19 protein-coding genes are annotated in these 17,064 nt (G+C 64.2%); 6 read left to right on the forward strand and 13 right to left on the reverse strand.

Features of this window, described 5'->3' with window-relative positions:
• Positions 1 to 6: 6 nt before the first annotated feature.
• The 6 genes from NVV79_RS19455 to NVV79_RS19480 all read right to left on the reverse strand — a co-directional run bounded on the left by NVV79_RS19455 (position 7) and on the right by NVV79_RS19480 (position 5,540).
• Positions 7 to 1,257, reverse strand: a complete 1,251-nt coding sequence (locus NVV79_RS19455; RefSeq protein ID WP_303992957.1) for an iron-containing alcohol dehydrogenase — start codon at positions 1,255 to 1,257, stop codon at positions 7 to 9.
• A gap of 93 nt (positions 1,258 to 1,350) precedes the next feature.
• On the reverse strand, positions 1,351 to 2,856 hold the full coding sequence (locus tag NVV79_RS19460) for a tripartite tricarboxylate transporter permease (protein WP_303992958.1): 1,506 nt from the start codon (positions 2,854 to 2,856) through the stop codon (positions 1,351 to 1,353).
• Positions 2,849 to 3,496, reverse strand: coding sequence for a tripartite tricarboxylate transporter TctB family protein (locus NVV79_RS19465; RefSeq protein WP_303992961.1), 648 nt, complete (start codon positions 3,494 to 3,496; stop codon positions 2,849 to 2,851). Before NVV79_RS19465 ends, NVV79_RS19460 begins: the two co-directional genes overlap by 8 nt.
• Positions 3,497 to 3,580: 84 nt before the next feature.
• Entirely contained in the window at positions 3,581 to 4,354 is a 774-nt protein-coding gene (locus tag NVV79_RS19470) for a tripartite tricarboxylate transporter substrate binding protein (RefSeq protein ID WP_303992964.1), read from the reverse strand.
• Between the two features lie 17 nt (positions 4,355 to 4,371).
• A complete protein-coding gene (locus NVV79_RS19475; protein ID WP_303992967.1) occupies positions 4,372 to 4,590 on the reverse strand; it encodes a hypothetical protein in 219 nt (72 codons plus the stop codon).
• Between the two features lie 197 nt (positions 4,591 to 4,787).
• On the reverse strand, positions 4,788 to 5,540 hold the full coding sequence (locus tag NVV79_RS19480; RefSeq protein WP_303992969.1) for an SDR family oxidoreductase: 753 nt from the start codon (positions 5,538 to 5,540) through the stop codon (positions 4,788 to 4,790).
• Positions 5,541 to 5,803: 263 nt separating this feature from the next.
• On the opposite strand from NVV79_RS19480, the gene NVV79_RS19485 reads away from it, so the two are divergent.
• The gene (locus NVV79_RS19485; protein WP_303992972.1) at positions 5,804 to 6,736 is read left to right on the forward strand and encodes a 3-keto-5-aminohexanoate cleavage protein; all 933 of its coding nucleotides are present in this window, start codon (positions 5,804 to 5,806) and stop codon (positions 6,734 to 6,736) included.
• A gap of 33 nt (positions 6,737 to 6,769) precedes the next feature.
• Here NVV79_RS19485 and NVV79_RS19490 read toward each other — a convergent pair whose 3' ends face one another.
• A complete protein-coding gene (locus NVV79_RS19490) occupies positions 6,770 to 7,699 on the reverse strand; it encodes a hypothetical protein (protein ID WP_303992975.1) in 930 nt (309 codons plus the stop codon).
• Positions 7,700 to 7,930: 231 nt separating this feature from the next.
• Here NVV79_RS19490 and NVV79_RS19495 point away from each other — a divergent pair, with 231 nt between their 5' ends.
• Positions 7,931 to 8,872, forward strand: coding sequence for a helix-turn-helix domain-containing protein (locus NVV79_RS19495; protein WP_303992979.1), 942 nt, complete (start codon positions 7,931 to 7,933; stop codon positions 8,870 to 8,872).
• Between the two features lie 6 nt (positions 8,873 to 8,878).
• Here NVV79_RS19495 and NVV79_RS19500 read toward each other — a convergent pair whose 3' ends face one another.
• From NVV79_RS19500 to NVV79_RS19525, 6 genes are all read right to left on the reverse strand, one after another.
• Complete coding sequence (locus tag NVV79_RS19500) at positions 8,879 to 9,340, reverse strand: nuclear transport factor 2 family protein (protein ID WP_303992981.1); 462 nt, start codon at positions 9,338 to 9,340, stop codon at positions 8,879 to 8,881.
• Positions 9,330 to 10,130, reverse strand: a complete 801-nt coding sequence (locus tag NVV79_RS19505) for an HpcH/HpaI aldolase/citrate lyase family protein (protein WP_303992984.1) — start codon at positions 10,128 to 10,130, stop codon at positions 9,330 to 9,332. The genes NVV79_RS19500 and NVV79_RS19505 overlap by 11 nt, the downstream gene beginning before the upstream one ends.
• A gap of 113 nt (positions 10,131 to 10,243) precedes the next feature.
• On the reverse strand, positions 10,244 to 11,749 hold the full coding sequence (locus tag NVV79_RS19510) for a tripartite tricarboxylate transporter permease (protein WP_303992987.1): 1,506 nt from the start codon (positions 11,747 to 11,749) through the stop codon (positions 10,244 to 10,246).
• Positions 11,750 to 11,755: 6 nt separating this feature from the next.
• Positions 11,756 to 12,103, reverse strand: a complete 348-nt coding sequence (locus NVV79_RS19515; protein WP_303992990.1) for a tripartite tricarboxylate transporter TctB family protein — start codon at positions 12,101 to 12,103, stop codon at positions 11,756 to 11,758.
• A 177-nt stretch (positions 12,104 to 12,280) separates the two neighbouring features.
• Positions 12,281 to 12,649, reverse strand: a complete 369-nt coding sequence (locus NVV79_RS19520; RefSeq protein WP_303992993.1) for a tripartite tricarboxylate transporter substrate-binding protein — start codon at positions 12,647 to 12,649, stop codon at positions 12,281 to 12,283.
• Positions 12,609 to 13,241, reverse strand: a complete 633-nt coding sequence (locus NVV79_RS19525) for a tripartite tricarboxylate transporter substrate binding protein (RefSeq protein ID WP_303992996.1) — start codon at positions 13,239 to 13,241, stop codon at positions 12,609 to 12,611. Before NVV79_RS19525 ends, NVV79_RS19520 begins: the two co-directional genes overlap by 41 nt.
• A 301-nt stretch (positions 13,242 to 13,542) precedes the next feature.
• On the opposite strand from NVV79_RS19525, the gene NVV79_RS19530 reads away from it, so the two are divergent.
• The 4 genes from NVV79_RS19530 to NVV79_RS19545 all read left to right on the forward strand — a co-directional run bounded on the left by NVV79_RS19530 (position 13,543) and on the right by NVV79_RS19545 (position 17,048).
• Positions 13,543 to 14,478 (forward strand): dihydrodipicolinate synthase family protein, encoded by a 936-nt coding sequence (locus tag NVV79_RS19530; RefSeq protein ID WP_303992999.1) that lies wholly within the window; start codon positions 13,543 to 13,545, stop codon positions 14,476 to 14,478.
• A gap of 63 nt (positions 14,479 to 14,541) precedes the next feature.
• Entirely contained in the window at positions 14,542 to 15,537 is a 996-nt protein-coding gene (locus NVV79_RS19535; protein WP_303993001.1) for a dihydroxyacetone kinase subunit DhaK, read from the forward strand.
• 3 nt (positions 15,538 to 15,540) lie between these two features.
• Positions 15,541 to 16,170: a DAK2 domain-containing protein gene (locus tag NVV79_RS19540; RefSeq protein ID WP_303993004.1), complete on the forward strand. Its 630-nt coding sequence runs from the start codon at positions 15,541 to 15,543 to the stop codon at positions 16,168 to 16,170.
• Positions 16,171 to 16,250: 80 nt separating this feature from the next.
• On the forward strand, positions 16,251 to 17,048 hold the full coding sequence (locus NVV79_RS19545; protein WP_303993006.1) for an IclR family transcriptional regulator: 798 nt from the start codon (positions 16,251 to 16,253) through the stop codon (positions 17,046 to 17,048).
• Positions 17,049 to 17,064: the final 16 nt, after the last annotated feature.

Consider the following 17,064-nt stretch of genomic DNA (forward strand, 5'->3'; position numbering starts at 1 on the left):
CATTGCTCAACTGGCCTTTGGTTCGATGTGGTCTCCGCGAAGCCCTGCCCGATCGCCGCTGAAAGCGGCATCGACCAGCCTGGTCATGGAGCCATGGTCTATTGGACGCGGATTGTTCTTGATGAGACGGGTGATCCCCATTGCCTGCTCGGCCACACGCGGCAATTGTGCGCCGCTGACACCCAGGTCGGCAATCGTGCGCGGGATGCCGATCGAGGCAAAAAGCCGGGCGACGGCATCTATGGTGGCGCCCGCCTGCTCCGCGACTGGCCGCTCGGAGATGCCGAGCCCCATTGCCCCACCAATCTCCGCCAGTTCGGGCTCGCACCAGTTGCGGTTGAATTCCATGACATAGGGCATCATCACCGCGACACCGGCGCCGTGTGGCGTATGGGTCATGGCGCCAACCGGATATTGCACGGCATGCGCGGCGGCGGTTCCGGCGGTGCCGAAGGCAAGCCCTGCCGCCGTCGCGCCCAGCATGAGCCGACCGCGGGCTTCGATATCGGAACCGTCGTCATAGGCCCGCTTGAGGCCCGAGGCGATGTGCGAGATGGCCATCAGGGCATAATGATCGGTGAGCGCATTCTTTCCAAGAAACACGTGTTCGTGAGCGATCGTCGCGGTGGCCTCGCGCCGCGCCGTGGTGAAGGCTTCGATCGCATGGGTCAGGGCATCGGCGCCAGAGACGGCGGTCAGCCCCGGCGGGCAGGAATAGGTCAGTTCGGGGTCGCAGATCGCGGTGTGGCTGATGAGATGCGGGCTGGCAATGCCCACCTTCAACTCCCGGTCGGGATCGGTCACCACCGCAACCGGCGTTACCTCCGATCCGGTGCCCGAAGTGGTGGGGATCGAGATCAGGGGCAGCACAGGGCCCGGCACCTTGAACTCCCCGTAGTAGTCCGACGCCTTGCCGCCATGGGTCAGCAACAAAGCGGTGACCTTTGCCGCATCGAGACAACTGCCCCCGCCAATGCCGATGACGAGATCGGCATTGGCGGCCCGGCCCATTTCCACCGCCCGAGCGATGCAACTGGTCGGAAGCTCGGCGATCACGCCGTCGAAGATATGCACATCGACCCCAGCCTGCCGCAGCATGTCCACTAGGCCTGCCAGCTCGCGGTCGGCGCCGAGCCGCTCGTCGGTGACGATGAGGGCGCGGCACCCCAATGCCGATGCGTAACCGGCAAGCGAGCGCCGCTGGCCGGCGCCGAAAATCAGGTTGCGCGGCATGCGCAGGCTTCCGAACAGTGACAAGGCTCTTCTCCTTGAAGGCGTGATTCAGGGGACGCGAGCACGGAATCCGGTTCGCGTGGATGGTGGTTGATTGATGGTGATCTTGGGGGTTGGCTACCCCTCCTCGGCCAGGACATGCCGGCGCCGGCTGATCGAGGGCGAAAGCGCCGAAGCGACGACGATCACCGAGATCAGCAACAGCACGAGTGTCATCGGGTCTGCCAGGAAACCCCAGATGCTGCCCCGGCTCAGGATCAGCCCGCGATGCAGGGAATCCTCGAGCATTCCCCCCAGGACGAGGCCAAGCAGCAGGGGCGCCGGCTCGAATTTCAGCTTGTAGAAGAGGTAGCCGATGGCCCCGAAGGCGGCGACCATCAGAATATCGGTGGGGCGGGAATTCACCGAATAGATGCCGATGCAGCAGATCAGCACGATGGCGGGGAACAGCAGGTGATAAGGCACTTTCAGCAGCCGCACCCAGATGCCGATCAGCGGCAGGTTGATGACGACAAGCATCAGGTTGCCCAGCCACATGGAGGTGACGACGCCCCAGAACAGGTCGGGATGCATCTGGATCAGTTGCGGCCCCGGCACGACGCCATGCAGCGTCATCGCCCCGCCGATCAGGGCCATGGTGGCGGTTGAGGGCAGGCCCAATGTCAGCAACGGAACGAATGTCGTCTGCGCCGCGGCATTGTTGGCCGATTCCGGGCCGGCGACGCCCTGGATCGCACCCTTGCCGAATTCTTCGGGATGGCGCGCCACCCGCTTTTCCAGGGCATAGGAGGCGAAGGAGGACAGCGTGGCGCCATTTCCGGGCACGATGCCGACAAGGCTGCCGAGGATCGAGCCGCGCGCTATGGCGCCGGCCGAGGCCTTCATGTCCTGCTTGTTGGGGAGCAGGCCACCCACCACATCGCCCACGAATGGGCGGCTTTCCGGCGTTTCGAGATTTCGCAGGATTTCGGCGATGCCGAACAATCCCATCGCAACGACGGCAATGTCGAAGCCGTCATAGAGCACTTGCGTGCCGAAGGTGAGCCGCGGTTCCCCGGTAATCTGGTCGGCGCCGACCAGCGCCATGACGACGCCGATGAGCAGCGCGCAGAAGGCCTTGAGCAGCGAGCCGCCGCCAACGACAATGGCCAGGGTCAGGCCAAGCACCATCAGGGCAAAGTAATTGCCGGCGGTCAGGCTGAGGGCCAGCTTGGACAGCGGAATGGCGATACCCGCCAGGACCAGGGTGGCGAAGGTGCCCGCGATGAACGAACCGATCGCGGCTATGCCGAGGGCCTTGCCGGCCTTGCCCTGCCGGGCCATGGCATGCCCGTCCAGCGCCGTCACCACCGATGATGACTCTCCGGGCATATTCACCAGGATGGCGGTGGTCGAGCCGCCATATTGGGAGCCGTAATAGATGCCGGCGAGCATGATGATCGCGCCGGCCGGGTCGGAGTTGTAGGTCAGGGGCATCAGGATGGCGATGGTCGCCAGCGGGCCGATGCCGGGCAGCACGCCGATCAGCGTGCCCACGAGACAACCGATCAGGCAAAGCATGAGGTTTTCCACCGACAGGACGACGGAGAAACCGAGCAGCAGATGGTGGGCGAGATCAGTCACGCTGCGTCTCCGCCATTCTGTAGAAGACGACATAGAGCGCCGCTGCCAGGGCAGCGTAGGCCGCGTAGAGCACTCTCACGGCAGCGCCGATGCCGAACGAAGGCGGGATGGCGCCCTGGAGGAATTTCGGAAAGACCGGGATCGGCGCCCGCAGGAGATCGGGAAACAGCAGCAGCATGCCCGCGGTCAGCCCGAACGACAGGATCAGCAACTGCCTGACCTGCATCTGGGGTGTCGCGCTGCCGGCGATGAAGACCGTCAACGGCCCGACCACCATGAGCCCAAGCTGCGGCGTGGAGATCAGTCCGAAATCACCGCCGCGGATGAACAGGCCGAACAGCACGATGGCCAGGACGACGATGGCGGTGGGGCGAAAGGCGAATTCGAAACGCTCGGCCTCCTCGCCGCGCTGCATCAGGCCATGCAGGAACACCCAGCCACCGGCGGCGAACAGGATGATCGATATGGCCTTCGGCAAGGCGCCGGAGGCGAAATTGGCAATCTGGCCAACGGTGAGTTCGATCGCGCCATACCAGATGAGGCCGGCGATGAAGATGATCGTCGCGCCGCCGATCACATCGATACGCCTGTAATGGGGAACCGGCGATGGCGGCGCCATGGCCACGCGTTCAGATGTCATGTTCGAAGTTCCTCCTGTCGGCTCGCCGTGCCCAGCACAGCCCCGGCGGCCGGGACATTGCCCGGCCGCCAGTTGCGCATTCCGTCACTCGGCCGGGCCGACTTCCTCGATCAGGGCCTTCCAGCCGCTGACCTGCCGCTCCATGAAGTCATAGGTTTCAGCGACATTGTAGTCGCGCCGCTCGATCTCGAGGTCGGCATAGCGATCGGTAGCCATCTGGCCCTGCAGTGCCTCGAGCGTCTTGGCGTTGAGGAATTCGACGATCTCGTCCGGGGTATCCTTGGGAACGAAGAGGCCGATCCAGGAGTCGATGAGATAGTCGCTGACGCCTGCCTCATCGATGGTCTGCACGTCAGGCAAGGCCGGCGACTTGTCGGGACCGGTCATTACGATGGGCGTGACGCTGCCCGAGCGGATGAATGGCAGAGCGGTCGAGATATCGAGGATGCTCGCCGAGACGCGCCCGGCGATGACGTCGGTCATGGCTTCCGTCACGCCCTTGTAGGGCACAGGAGTCATTGTCAGGCCCGTCCGGTTTTCAAGGCCCTTGCGGGCGAATTCGCCGACGGCGGTCCAGCCCGCATAGGTCAGCTCGCCTTCATGGGCCTTGCCGTATTCGATCAACTCGCCCAGCGTCTTCACCTCGAGATTGTTGGCCACGACCATGACGTAGGGCGTGTAGCCGATCAGGGCGACGGGGCGCATGTCGGTGAGCGGGTCATAGTCGGCCGCGGTATTGGTAGCGGGGTTGATGGCGATGGTCGAAGCGGCGCCCAGGATCACGCTGTAGCCATCCGGTGTGGCGGCGATACCCTGCTTGGTGCCGGCCACGCCCGCCGAACCAGCCACATTTTCCACGATGATACGCTGCTTGATCAGCGGCGCGATGGCTTCCCCCAGATGCGGGTCTGGGTGTCGGCCCCTCCGCCGGCACCGAACGGCACGATCGCGGTGATGGGCTGGTTGGGGTAGTCCTGAGCCATCGCGCCTGATGGTGCGAGACCGAAAACTGCCGCCACGACAAGAGCCGTCGCGGCCAGCCGGTGCCGCATTTTCCGGCCCGTGTTTCGAGGCCCTGAAACAAAGCTATTCATCGAAATTCCTCCCTGGTGTGGCGTCGTAACGCCATCTGTATATGGTCGCAAACGTGGTAGGCGCGGTCCGCCGCAAGACGCCGCGCGGCGTCAGCATCGGGATGCTATGGCAGATTTCGGTCCGGGCCAGATCGCGCGCATATTGTTTCGAGCAATGAAAACCACCCGCTTTGTCGCTCGCCAAGGGCCCGGCGCTCCTAGCGCTGCGCCCCCATCACATCCAGCACCGCGCCGGTGACCAGCGAGGCCTTGTTCGACAGCAGCCAGGCAATGGCCTCGGCCACTTCCTCGGGCTGGCCGGCCCGCCCCAGCGGGTTCTTGGCGGCGAATTCCTTCACCCGGTCCGCCTGACCGGCCTTGGCATGGATCGGTGTGTCGATCATGCCCGGGCGGATGGCATTGATGCGGACGCCATCGCGGGCGACCTCGACGGCCAGGCCCTTGGTGATGATATCGACGGCAGCCTTGGAGCCGGCATAGTGGATGAACCGACCGGGCGAGCCCGTTAGGGCGCCGATCGAGGAAATATTGACGATGCTGCCGCCGGCGCCGCCATGCTTGGTCGACATCCGCTTGATGGCTTCTCGGCAGGCGATGAGCACGCCAACGGTATTGACCGCGAAAATGTCCATGGCTTCCTGAAAGTCGTAATTATCGGCAGAGCGGTGCTGCGGGCCATTGACGCCGGCATTGTTGACCAGGCCGGTCAGAGGACCAAAGGCTTTGTCACTCTCGGCGAACAGGTGCAGGATATCGGCTTCCTTGCCCATATCGGCACCAACAGCGATCGCCTTGCCACCGGCCTTCTCGACCTCGGCGACGACGCCTTCGGCAAGCTCGCGCGAACTCTTGTAGTTCACGACCACGCTGGCGCCGGCGGCCCCGAGCAGGCGGGCCGTGGCCGCGCCGATGCCGCTGCTGGCACCCGTTACAATAACAACGTCTCCCATGAGACCTCCTGCATATGACGATAAACACGGGGAGCCGGCTCGGGATACCCGTGAACGAGTATCGACGTTAGGCGACGGCCCCTGCCCCGAGAATCCTTTTCTGCGTGATTTTCATTTGCCGAAAGCATTCGCGGCCGACGGCCCCGCCGAGGCTGGAGGCCGCGTTTCTTTCGGCCCTCGAAATCTGCGGTTTTGGCGGGGGAATAACCCGGCGGTTTCGCTACTGACGCTGCACCGATGCCGGTCAGAAGCGGAGCGCCAACATGACCAAACAACGCAAGATCATCATAACCTGCGCCGTTACAGGCGCCATCCATACGCCATCGATGTCGCCGCATCTGCCCGTCACGCCTGCCGAGATCATCGATGCGGCCGTCGGCGCCGCCGAGGCCGGAGCCGCCATTATTCACCTGCATGCGCGCAACCCGGTGACCGGGCAGCCCGACCAGTCGATCGAGCAGTTTGGCGCCATCCTGCCGGCGATCAAGCAGCGCACCGACTGCGTCCTCAACATCACGACGGGCGGCTCCCCGACCATGAGCATAGACGAGCGCCTGCGGCCGGTGGCGGAATTCAAGCCCGAAGTAGCGTCGCTCAATATGGGATCGATGAATTTCGGCCTCTATCCCATGCTGTCGCGCTACGGCACCTTCAAGCATGAATGGGAGCGTCCCTATCTCGAAGGCTCGCGCGACCGGGTCTTCCGCAACACCTTCGCCGATATCGAGAAAATCCTGACGACCTGCGCCGAGAACGGCACGCGGTTCGAGATCGAGTGCTACGATATCGGCCATCTCTATACCTGCGCCCATTTCTTCGAGCGTGGGCTGCTCAAGGCGCCGGTCTTTATCCAGAGCGTCTTCGGCATCCTGGGCGGCATCGGCACGCATAATGAAGACGTGATGCATATGAAGCGCACGGCCGACCGCCTGTTCGGCGACGCCTATCGCTGGTCCGTGCTGGGCGCGGGCCGGAGCCAGATGGCCATCGCCATGCAATCAGTGCTCATGGGCGGCCATCTGCGGGTCGGGCTCGAAGACTCGCTATGGGCCGGACCGGGAAAACTGGCGGAATCCAATGCCCAGCAGGTCCAGCTCGCGCGCCAGATGGTCGAAGCGCTCGGCTTTGCCGTGGCCACGCCCGACGAGGCCCGCGACATGCTGGCATTGAAGGGCAGCGATCGCGTGAATTTCTAAGGCCGGAGCCAGGGCGGCCCCGGCCAGTCGCCATCAGCCCGATTTCTGCCAGCTGAGTAGCGTGCCGCCGGTCTTCGGCTCCCCGTCACGGCCTTGCGCCGGCAGGGGATAGTCGTCTTCGTTCAGGACAAATCCGGGCTTGGAGGCGAAGTCCATGCGCGGCGGGCAGAAGATGTCGTAGAGCGAACTCTCCGGACCATCCGCCCCGACATCCCGGCTCGTGTGAATGGCGCGAGCGGGAATGACCACGACCGATGGTGTCGGCGTCACCGAATGATCGTCGGGAATCCAGGCGCTCAGGTCGGCGCCCCAGTTGTAGCGGATATGGTGGATCCAGGCGCCGTCCAGGCACAACGAGGCCTGTTCGAAATCATCATGCCAGTGCGGGCTCAGCTCCGTCGTGCCGCGGCGGGTGAAGAAATGGCCGAAGAGGTTCACCATCATATTGGTGGACCGGAAGCAGCGGGGCTGGATGCGATCCCCCTCGGGATCGAAATATTGCGCCAGCGGATAGTGGCGGATCCTGAAGCCGCCGATGGGCTCGGGCCAGAGATCGACCGGCGCCAGTTCCGGCGCGCCGTCGGCATAGACGTCGTTGTTGATGGCAAGCGCCATGACGTTGGTCGCCGCCTTTGAAAATATCCGGGCAATCCTGCCGGCATTGCGGGCAATGAGCCGGCCCGAGCTGGGTGGCAGGATGGTGAGCGAGTCAGGTTCGGCCAGTATGGATTCGCCGCCGGTTTCCACTTCCATTGCCGCGCCGCGCGGCGGAATGATGAGCATGTGCTCCTCGGGATTGTTCTGCCAGGTCAGCACCGCGCCGGCTTCGACCTCCGAGACGCAGACGGCCATATTGCCACCCCGCGTGATCCAAGTCCGCGACAGGCCGTCCTTGCCGACCTGCTGGGGTTCCTGTTCGGAAAAGACCGACCGGGACGCCTGCCGGCGTGAGAGTTCGCTCATGTTCATTCTCCTTGCGCGGCGGCCAAACCAATCCGGGCGCCGATCTAGATCGGGCCAGTATGTGGCAAGGTCCGGCGAGGGACGGGCCGCGCCTGCAGGATTTCGAGCGATGAAAATTCCGGCTTCCCGGTTTCACCTTGTGAAATCGAAGTCGCTGTGATTTCGTTGCCGGCACCGCAACCCCTAGAGTTGGCAGCTCTAGCGCCGCCTGTGCGGCAGATCGGGGGAAAAATGGAAATAGCTGTTCACGACGAGGACCGTGAGGGGCCCGCGCGGGAGATCGTCGCCAGCCCCACCTCGACCAGCGTGCATCGCCGCACCAATTCCCGGCGTGGCTCGACCGACCCGCAGGACCGCTCCTATCCGCCGGTCAACTCCGTGCGTCGTGCCCTGCAAATCCTCAAGGTCGCGAACCAGAAATCCATCGCAACCGTGAATTCGCTGCATGCCGAGACCGGCATTCCGCGCCCGACGATCGTGCGCATGCTCGAAACGCTGATGCATGAAGGCTATGTGGTTCGTGACAATATGTGTGGCGGCTATCGCGTCACGGGCAAGGTGGCGGAGCTTTCGGCGGGCTATAGCGGCATATCGCGGGTGATCGAGATTGCCCGCCCGCTCGCCATCGGGCTGACCCGGCAGATCAAGTGGCCGATCGGACTGGGCGAAATCGACGGCGACGCCATCGAAATCCGCTACTGGACCGGCACGATCAGCCCCGTCGTCCACACCAATACCGTCCTCGGCAAGCGTCCCGATCTGCTCACATCGGCAATGGGCCGCGCCTATATGGCCTTCTGCGGCGACGACGAGCGCGACCGGCACATTCGCGCCCTGCGCAAGCGGCTGCCGGCAGAATTCGGCGCCGACGAAGAGGTCGAATTCCGCGACCTGCTGGATCGCATCCGGCAGTCCGGCCTCGCCATGCGGGTGCCCGGCACCGGGCCGACCCGCATGACCACGTTCAGCGTACCCATCCTGGAAAAGGAACGGGTCGCCGCTGTCATGTCGGTGAGCTTCTTTACCGCGTCGGTGCCCCGCAAGGATGTGCGTCAGACGGTACTGGAGCCGCTGATCGAGACGCGGATCAATATCGAACACGCGCTCGCCTTCATCAGCGATCGCCCGCATCTCGATCCGTCCGCCGAGCGGGATTACGAGGTGGACCTCTAGTCCCCGTCAGTCATCGTCCAGGACCGGGTTGGTGGCCGGCGCGCCGCCCTCGAACCAGATGTCGAACTTGCGGAAGGTGACCTTCCAGCCATCGGCCGTGTTGATAAGACGGTCGGTCATATAGGCGATCTGGATGGGTGGATGCGTCGGCAGGACGGGTTTGCCGTCCGCGGCATAGAGCATCATGAACCAGTGGCAGACCGCCTTGTCGGGACCGCCGTCGAACTGCGCCTGAAAATTCTGCACCGAATGCACCACGGTGCGGGCGCCGCGATCCTCGCGCCACTTGTAGAAAGCGCGGATTTTCTCGCGGCCCGCATAGGACGCTGCAGGACCCTCGAACAGCCCGTCGGGCGTATAATAATCGGGCGCATTGCGGCCCCAGTTCGTATCGACATCGTGCCAGTAGTCGATCAGCAGCGTATGCAGCACCCGCGTCAGTTCGAACCTGTTTTCGTCAATGCGCATCTTTGTCTCTCCCTTCGAGTTCGGCGAGAGTGGTCAATGCCGCCCGCGCCGACTTGGCCATGAAACCCTGGTCCGAACCCATCATGAATGCCGTCGCGCCCAGCGCGGCCATGGCTCTGGCGTCCTCGCCGTCACTGCAGATGGTGATGGCCGACACCCCATGCCTGATGGCGGCGGCCATGATCGAACGCACCGCCTCCATCGTCCGGGGGTCGTTGATTGCTTCGCCGCCCAGCGCTGCCGTCAGGTCGCCGCGCCCGATGAAGATGGCGTCGAGCCCGGCAACGGACAGAATGTCATCGAGGACATCGAGGGCTTCCAGGTCCTCGATCATGGCGATGCAGGCGGTTTCGTGATCCTGTGTGGCCTTATGGGCCTCGTATCCGACCGCGCCATAGGCCCCGGCCCGCGTCGTATTGGCAAAGCCGCGCCTGCCACCCTTGTAGCGGGCCGCCGCCACGATGGCCTCGGCGCGTTCCCGCGAACAGATATGGGGCACCAGCACGCCAGAAGCGCCGGTATCCAGTGCCGTCTGGATCGCCGACGGCGCCGCTTCGGCAACGCGAACCACCCCGGCGATATCGGCGCCACGCGCGGCCAGCAGCATCTGGTCCAGTGCCGCCAGGCCGATCGCGGCATGCTCCATATCGATGACGACGAAATCGAACCCGGTCTGGCCGAGGATTTCTATGGCGTGGCTGGTCGGTGTCTTGACGAAAGTGCCGGCCAGGTGCGCGCCGGCTCTCAGCCGCGCGGCGAACTGACGAAAGGAAGCAGTAGTGGGCGGCATGGATCGACTCCTTGTGCGGAGTCGATACCAAGGTGACGCCTGATGGCGTCACCTGTTCTGCCTTGTTTCGACGCGCGAAAATCGAGCCGGGGCGTGTCGTTTTCAGTACCCGGCTATCCGGGGACCTGCCCCACTTCGCCGCTGCCCCGTACGAGGCGCCGGATCGTGCCAAATATAGCAAAACCCCAGATGATCAGCGTGGCAATGCCCAGTACGGCGGCGACGGGACGGCTGAAGAAGCCGAGCAGGCTGCCGTCCGAGATCATCATCGAAGTGGTGAAGTTGGTCTCCACCAGCGGCCCCAGCACGATGCCCAGAATGATGGGGGCGATGGCGATCATCCGCGCCTCCAGGATATAGGCGACGACGCCGGCAATCAGCATCAGGGTAACCCCGAACATCGAATTGTTCATCGAATAGGAGCCGACGATGCAGAACAGCAGGATGGCGGCGTTGAGCAGTGCGCGCGGCACTTCGAAGATCCAGCGGGCCGATTTTGCGGCGACCCAGCCCAGCGGCAGCATCAGGATATTGGCGATGGCGAAGACGATCATCACCGCGTAGAAATTTTCCGGATGCAGGCTCATCAGCGTCGGCCCGGGGTCGAGCCCCTTCATGACCAGCACGCCCACGGCAATCGCCGTCACCGCATCGCCGGGAATACCGAACACCATGGCCGGGATCCACGAGGCGCTCAGCGCCGCATTATTGGTGGCGCCGGCCTCGACCAGCCCTTCGGGATGGCCCTTGCCGAACTTTTCCGGCTCCTTGGAGGTGCGCTTGGCCAGCGAATAGGTGATCCAGGCCGCCAGGTCGCCGCCCACGCCGGGCAGGGCACCCAGGAGCGAGCCGATAATCGAGCCGCGCACCTGGTTCTTGCGATATTTCCACAGCGCCCCAAGCGTGCCTTCGAAGGGGTTCTTGAGGTTCATCTGGGGCACCTCGGCCATGGCGCGACGGCCCGAGCGCATGATTTCGGACACGGCGAACATGCCGATCATGACCGGAATGAAGCTGATGCCGCCCATGAGTTCGAGATTGCCGAACGTGTAGCGCGGCGTCGCCGTCAGCGGGTCCATGCCCACCTGCGCGATGAACAGGCCCAACAGCAACGCCAGGGCGCCCTTGACCATGCCGCCGGACGAGATCAGCGCCGCGCAGCTCAGGCCCAGCACGGCCAGCCAGAAATATTCAAAGCTGGAGAAACCCAAAGCTGCCTTGGCCAGCATGGGCGCGGTGAAAAGCAGGAACAGGAAGCCGAACAGGCCACCCAGCACCGAGCCCACCACGCCGATGCCGATGGCGAGCCCGGCCTTGCCCTGCTGCGCCAGGCGATAGGAGTCTTCTACATAGGCGGCCGAAGCGGGCGTACCGGGAATACGCAGCAGCGTACCGGGCAGGTCGCCGGCCGTAATGGCCATGGCGGTGCAGGAAATGATCGCCGCAATGGCAGGAATGGGCGCCATGTAGAAGGTGATCGGCACCAGCAGCGCCGTCGCCATTGTGGCGGTTAGGCCGGGAATGGCCCCGACGAAGAGACCGAAAACGGCCGCGAGGAAAATGGTCAGCAGCGTTTCGAAGTTGAAGACGAGGCCGGCGGCGAGAGCAAAGGCTTCCATTGATGTCTACCCCAGCAGCCCGCGCGGCAGCGGAACCCGCAAGGCCATGGTGAAAAGGTAATAGATCGTGGCGGTGGCGATGGGGCTGAAGATCAGCGCCGGCAGCCACCCGCCCCGGCTGAGCAGGACGATGACGATCGAGAAGATCGTGCCGGCCACGAGGAACCCCAGATAGGGCATGATGAAGATGACGGCCGCGATGGCGGCCACGATGCCGATGGCGAACCAGGTCACCAGCGGCGGCGCATCTTCTTCGGGCACATCGCGAACCAGCCAGCCCTGGACGGTCAGCGCTACGCCCATCAGCGCCATGGCGCCGCCGACAATGGAGGGGAAACAGGCCCGGCCCGACATTCATCCCCGGCAGGGTATGCATGTTGAGCGCCTGCTGCAGGATTGCCGCGCCCGCCAGGGCGAACAGCAGTCCCAGCACGCTATCCATAGGAATTGACCGCTTCATGCGCTCCCCCTTGTTGGTTGAACGGCCGGGGCGAGCCCCGGCCGTCATTGGCATTGGAATTTGTGGTCGGCTTACTGAGCCAGGCCGACAGCCTGGAGCGCCTGGCCGATAGACTCGTCGGCATCCTTCATGAAGGCCTCGAACCCAGCGGCATCGCGGTAATCGATGCCGAAGTTGCGCTGGGACATGAATTCCTTGAATTCATCGCTGTTGACCACCTTGTCCAGCGCCTCGACCAGCCGGGCCTTGACGTCGTCAGGCAGGCCCTTGGGCGCACCGATACCGCGCCAGGCATAGGCGGCCCACTTGTTGCCCAGGGCTTCTTCGGCGGTGGGAACGTCGGGGGCCGATGCAACGCGCGCGTCGGCGGCAACGATCAGGGGCTTCACTTCGCCCGCGTCAACCATCGGCTGGGCATCGGGCATGGTGGTGGTCACCACGCTGATGGCGCCCGAAGCCAGCAGCTGCAGGCTGGCCGAAGCGCCTTCTGGAGGGCACCCACGGCGCATCTGCCGGGTCGATGCCATTGGTGCTCAACACGCCGGCCCAGCCCAGATGGGCCATGCCACCCAGATTGGCGCCCGAGGCCTTGATCGAGCCGGGATTGGCGCAGATCTCTTCCAGCAGGGCGTCGATGTCAGGGCCGTCGGTGCGCACATAGACCGCTTCCGGATCAGCGTTGAACAGGGCCAGGGCTTCGTAGTTCGAGTAGTTCAGCGGGGAAACGCCGGTCCAGTGATACATGGACAATTCGGTGGTGATCACGCCCAGCGTGTAGCCATCGGGCGGTGAATAGGAAATTTCGGTGTGCCCGACAATGCCGCCACCGCCGGTGCGGTTGATGACGTTGACCGGCTGGCCGAGTTCCTTTTCCAGCAGCGTGGCCACGATGCGGCCGGTGGCGTCGGTGCCGCCGCCTGCGGCCCACGGCACGATCAGGTTGATGGCGTGATCGGGATACTGAGCCACTGCCGGGGCAACGGCCAGAACGGAGAGCGCCAGGGCGCCGGCGAGTTTCTTCATCAGGGTCATTCTTTGTCCTCCCAAGGGTGGGTCGGGCTAGCCGACATCGGTGTGACGCTTGCCGTATCGCAAACTTCTATACCACACTCCGGAACTACCATGCGTTCGAGCACTGTGCAAGATGCATAGAATATCCCGATATATACCAATTTGATTGACATCATCGGGCTTTCCTTCCTATCAAATGAAGGAATGATATTCCGTATTGTGGAATTTCATGATGGCACTGGCGCAATCGGGCGCCAGGCGTGCAAAACATTTCGGACCGGGCTCGCCACGGTGGCGGCCGTCCCGGCTTTGGAGGACTTCGATGACGAACCAGATCGCGCTCAAGCTGCGCAACACGCTGACGGGGATACTGCCGCCCCTGTCGATGCCCTTCGATGACGACGGCAACCTTGTCAAAGGCGCGCTCAAGGCGCAGGTCGATTTCATGATAGAATCGGGCGTGCGTGGGCTGGTGGTCGGCGGTTCGACCGGCGAAGGCCACACGCTGTCCTCCAGCGAATTCACCGAAGCGATGATCGAAGCCCACGACGCCAATGCCGGTCGCGTGCCCTTCGTTGTCGGACTCATCGTGCAGTCGACCCGCGAGGCCATCGACCGCGTCAAGGCGCTTGGCGACCTCAAGATCGACGCCCTGCAGGTGACGCCGGTCCACTACCTGTTCAAGCCCGGCCGCGAAGCCACGATCGAGCATTTCCGCGCCATCTGGGAAGCGACCCAGGTGCCGATCCTGATCTACAACGTCATTCCGTGGAACTACCTCTCCATCGACGACATGCTGGCCATCATGGATGCCGTGCCGGGCGTCGTGGGCATGAAGCAGTCCTCGGGCGACGTGAAGTCCGTCTCCGACCTCATGCTGCGCGCCAAGCCGGAAAATATCGTGCTGACCGGCATCGACGCCCTGCTCTATCCCAGCTTCGCGCTCGGCGCGCATGGCGCCATCAGCGCCCTCACCTGCGCCGTGCCGGGCGTGACGGTGAAGCTGTTCAACGCTGTCGAGGCCGGCGACCACAAGACCGCCAAGGATATCCACTTCCGCCTCAATGCGCTGTGGAACGCCCTGCGCCACGACAACCTGCCGGCCTGCGTCAAATACATCCAGCACCGCCAGGGCCTGCCCATGTTCCATCCGCGCGCCCCGATGGAGCGCGTCACCGACGAACAGAAGAAGGCTATCGACGCCGCACTCGGCCCGGTTCTGGAACTGGTTGACGTGCGGGCAAAGTCCGCCGCCTGATTGAACAGAGGCGGGCCGCCGCATAAGCGGCCCGCCTTCCGCTACAGCGCCCGGGAGGACGATTTGAAGAAGCTGATCAACGACCCCGCCAACTATGTCGACGAGATGCTCGACGGGCTGTGCCTGGCCCATCCGGGCCTCAAGCGCGTCGGCGATGACCGCCGCGCCATTGCCCGCGACGTGCCGATGCGGCAGGGCAAGGTCGGCGTCGTGTCCGGCGGTGGCTCGGGCCACCTGCCCCTGTTCACCGGCTATGTCGGCCAGGGCCTGCTCGATGCCTGCGCGATCGGCAATGTCTTCGAGGGCCCGACCATCAATTCCTGCCAGGATGCCATCGCAGCCGCCAATGGCGGCGCGGGCGTGCTGTGCCTGTTCGGCAATTACGGCGGCGACAAGATGAATTTCGAAATGGCCAGCGAATTCGCCGCCATGGAGAATATCGAGACCCGCAGCGTGCTCGGCACCGACGACATTGCCAGCGCCAGCCCCGAAGAGGCGCATAAGCGCCGCGGTGTCGCCGGCCTGATCTTCGCCTACAAGGCGGCCGGCGCACTGGCCGAGGCGGGCGGCAATCTCGACGCCGTCGCTTCCGTCGCCCAGAAGGTGGTGGACCGCACGCGCACCATCGGCGTGGCCCTGTCCTCGTGCCAGATCCCCGGCGCGGCCGGACCCAATTTCACCATTGCCGATGACGAGATCGAATTCGGCATGGGCATTCATGGCGAGCCGGGCATCTGGCGCCACAAGATCCGCCCCGCCGACGCGCTGGTCGACGAAATGATCTCCATGCTGCTGGCCGAACGCCCCGCAGACGCCAGCCGGGTGGCCGTGCTGGTCAACAGCCTCGGCTCCACGCCCTTCGAGGAATTGTTCATCCTCTATCGCCGCGTGGCGCAGCAGCTCGATGCGGCCGGCCTCACCATCGTCCGCCCGCTGATCGGGCCCTATGTCACCTCGATGGAAATGGGTGGCGCATCCATCAGCCTGTGCTTCCTCGATGACGAGATCGAGGGCCTGCTGGCCGCGGCGGCCGATTGCCCGTTCTGGAAGGTGGGTTGAACCATGGCCATTGACGTCAACACGCTGGCCGATGCCATTGCCCGCGCCAACCAGTCCATGACTAGTCTCACCGACGTGCTCAATGCCGCCGACGCCAAGCTGGGCGACGGCGATACCGGCACCATGCTGGCCCGTCTCATCGGCGCCTTTGCCAGTGTCGATGTGCGCAACGCACCCGACCTGGGCGCCGGTTTCATGGCTTTGGCCAAGGCCGGCGCGGCCTCGACCGGATCGAGCCTGGGCACGCTCATCATCACCGCGATGATGACGGCCGGAAAGCTGACTGCCGGACAGAAGGACATGGACTGGAGCCGGTTGGGCGACACCATCGCGGCCATCCGCGACGCCGCCATGGCGCGTGGCAAGGCTGAGCTGGGCGCCAAGACCATTATCGACGGGCTCGACGCCCTGGCCAGAGCCGTGGACGGCAAGGACGATCCCACCGCCATTGCTGTCGCTGCGCGTAACGCCATGGACCAGGTGCTGGCCGAGTTCCGCCAGCGTCCCTCTGCCATGGGCCGCGCCCGCATGTTCGCCGAAAAGAGCGTCGGCCTCGACGATCCCGGCATGCTCGGCCTGGCCGAAATCATCCGCGCGGTAATCGCAGATCATGGTGCCACCCCGCTTGCTTGAGGTGGAGTGGCCACTAGACTATCGAATCGAACCCCTTCAGTCACAAATGACTGAGCAATCAAGGCGCTGAAACGTAGACAATGACCGATTCCGTCGAAGTATCCGTGCCCGCCAAACCGGCCCGCAGCGACGAGAGCCTCAAGTCTCTCACCAAGGTCTCGCGCGTGCTGGACTGTTTCACCACTTCGCACCGGGCGCTGAGCCTGGCCGATATCTGCGCCCGCACCGGTTACCCGCGCTCCACCACCCATCGCCTGCTGGCGGCCATGCGCGAAGTGGGCTTCATCGAGCAGGACCGGGAGCGCGACTTCTACCGGCTGGGACTGCGCCTGTTCGAGTTGGGCAATACGGTGCTGGCCAATCTCGAACTGCATCGTGAAGGCCGCGTCATCGTCGATGCCCTGCACCGCCTCACCAGCCGCGCCGTGCATCTGGCGGTGTTCGACGGCCTGCGCGCCGTGGTCATCCAGCGCACCGAATCCGAACCAATGCTCACCAATACCATGGTCGAGAATTCGCCGGTGCACTGCACCAGCGTCGGCAAGGCCATCCTGGCGCATCAGCCGGCCGAGATCGTCGATCGCGTCATCGCGGCCGGGCTCGAGCGCTTCACCGAAACGACGATCACCGATCCGGCGGCGCTGGAAGACGAACTCGAGCAGACGCGGCAGCGCGGTTACGCTATCGACAATGGCGAGCATCAGCCGGGCCTGCGCTGCATCGGCGCGCCGATCCGCAACCAGGCCGGCGCGGTCTTTGCCGGCATCAGCGTCAGTGCCCCGGCCTGGCAGATGCCCGTGGCCGAGGTGGACGAACTCAACAAGGTCGTCATCTACCACGCCAACCTGATTTCCCAGCGGCTGGGATACGTACGGTAGTCGAACCAACGCCCCC

Source organism: Devosia ginsengisoli (assembly GCF_024707105.1).
Lineage (GTDB): Bacteria > Pseudomonadota > Alphaproteobacteria > Rhizobiales > Devosiaceae > Devosia > Devosia ginsengisoli_A.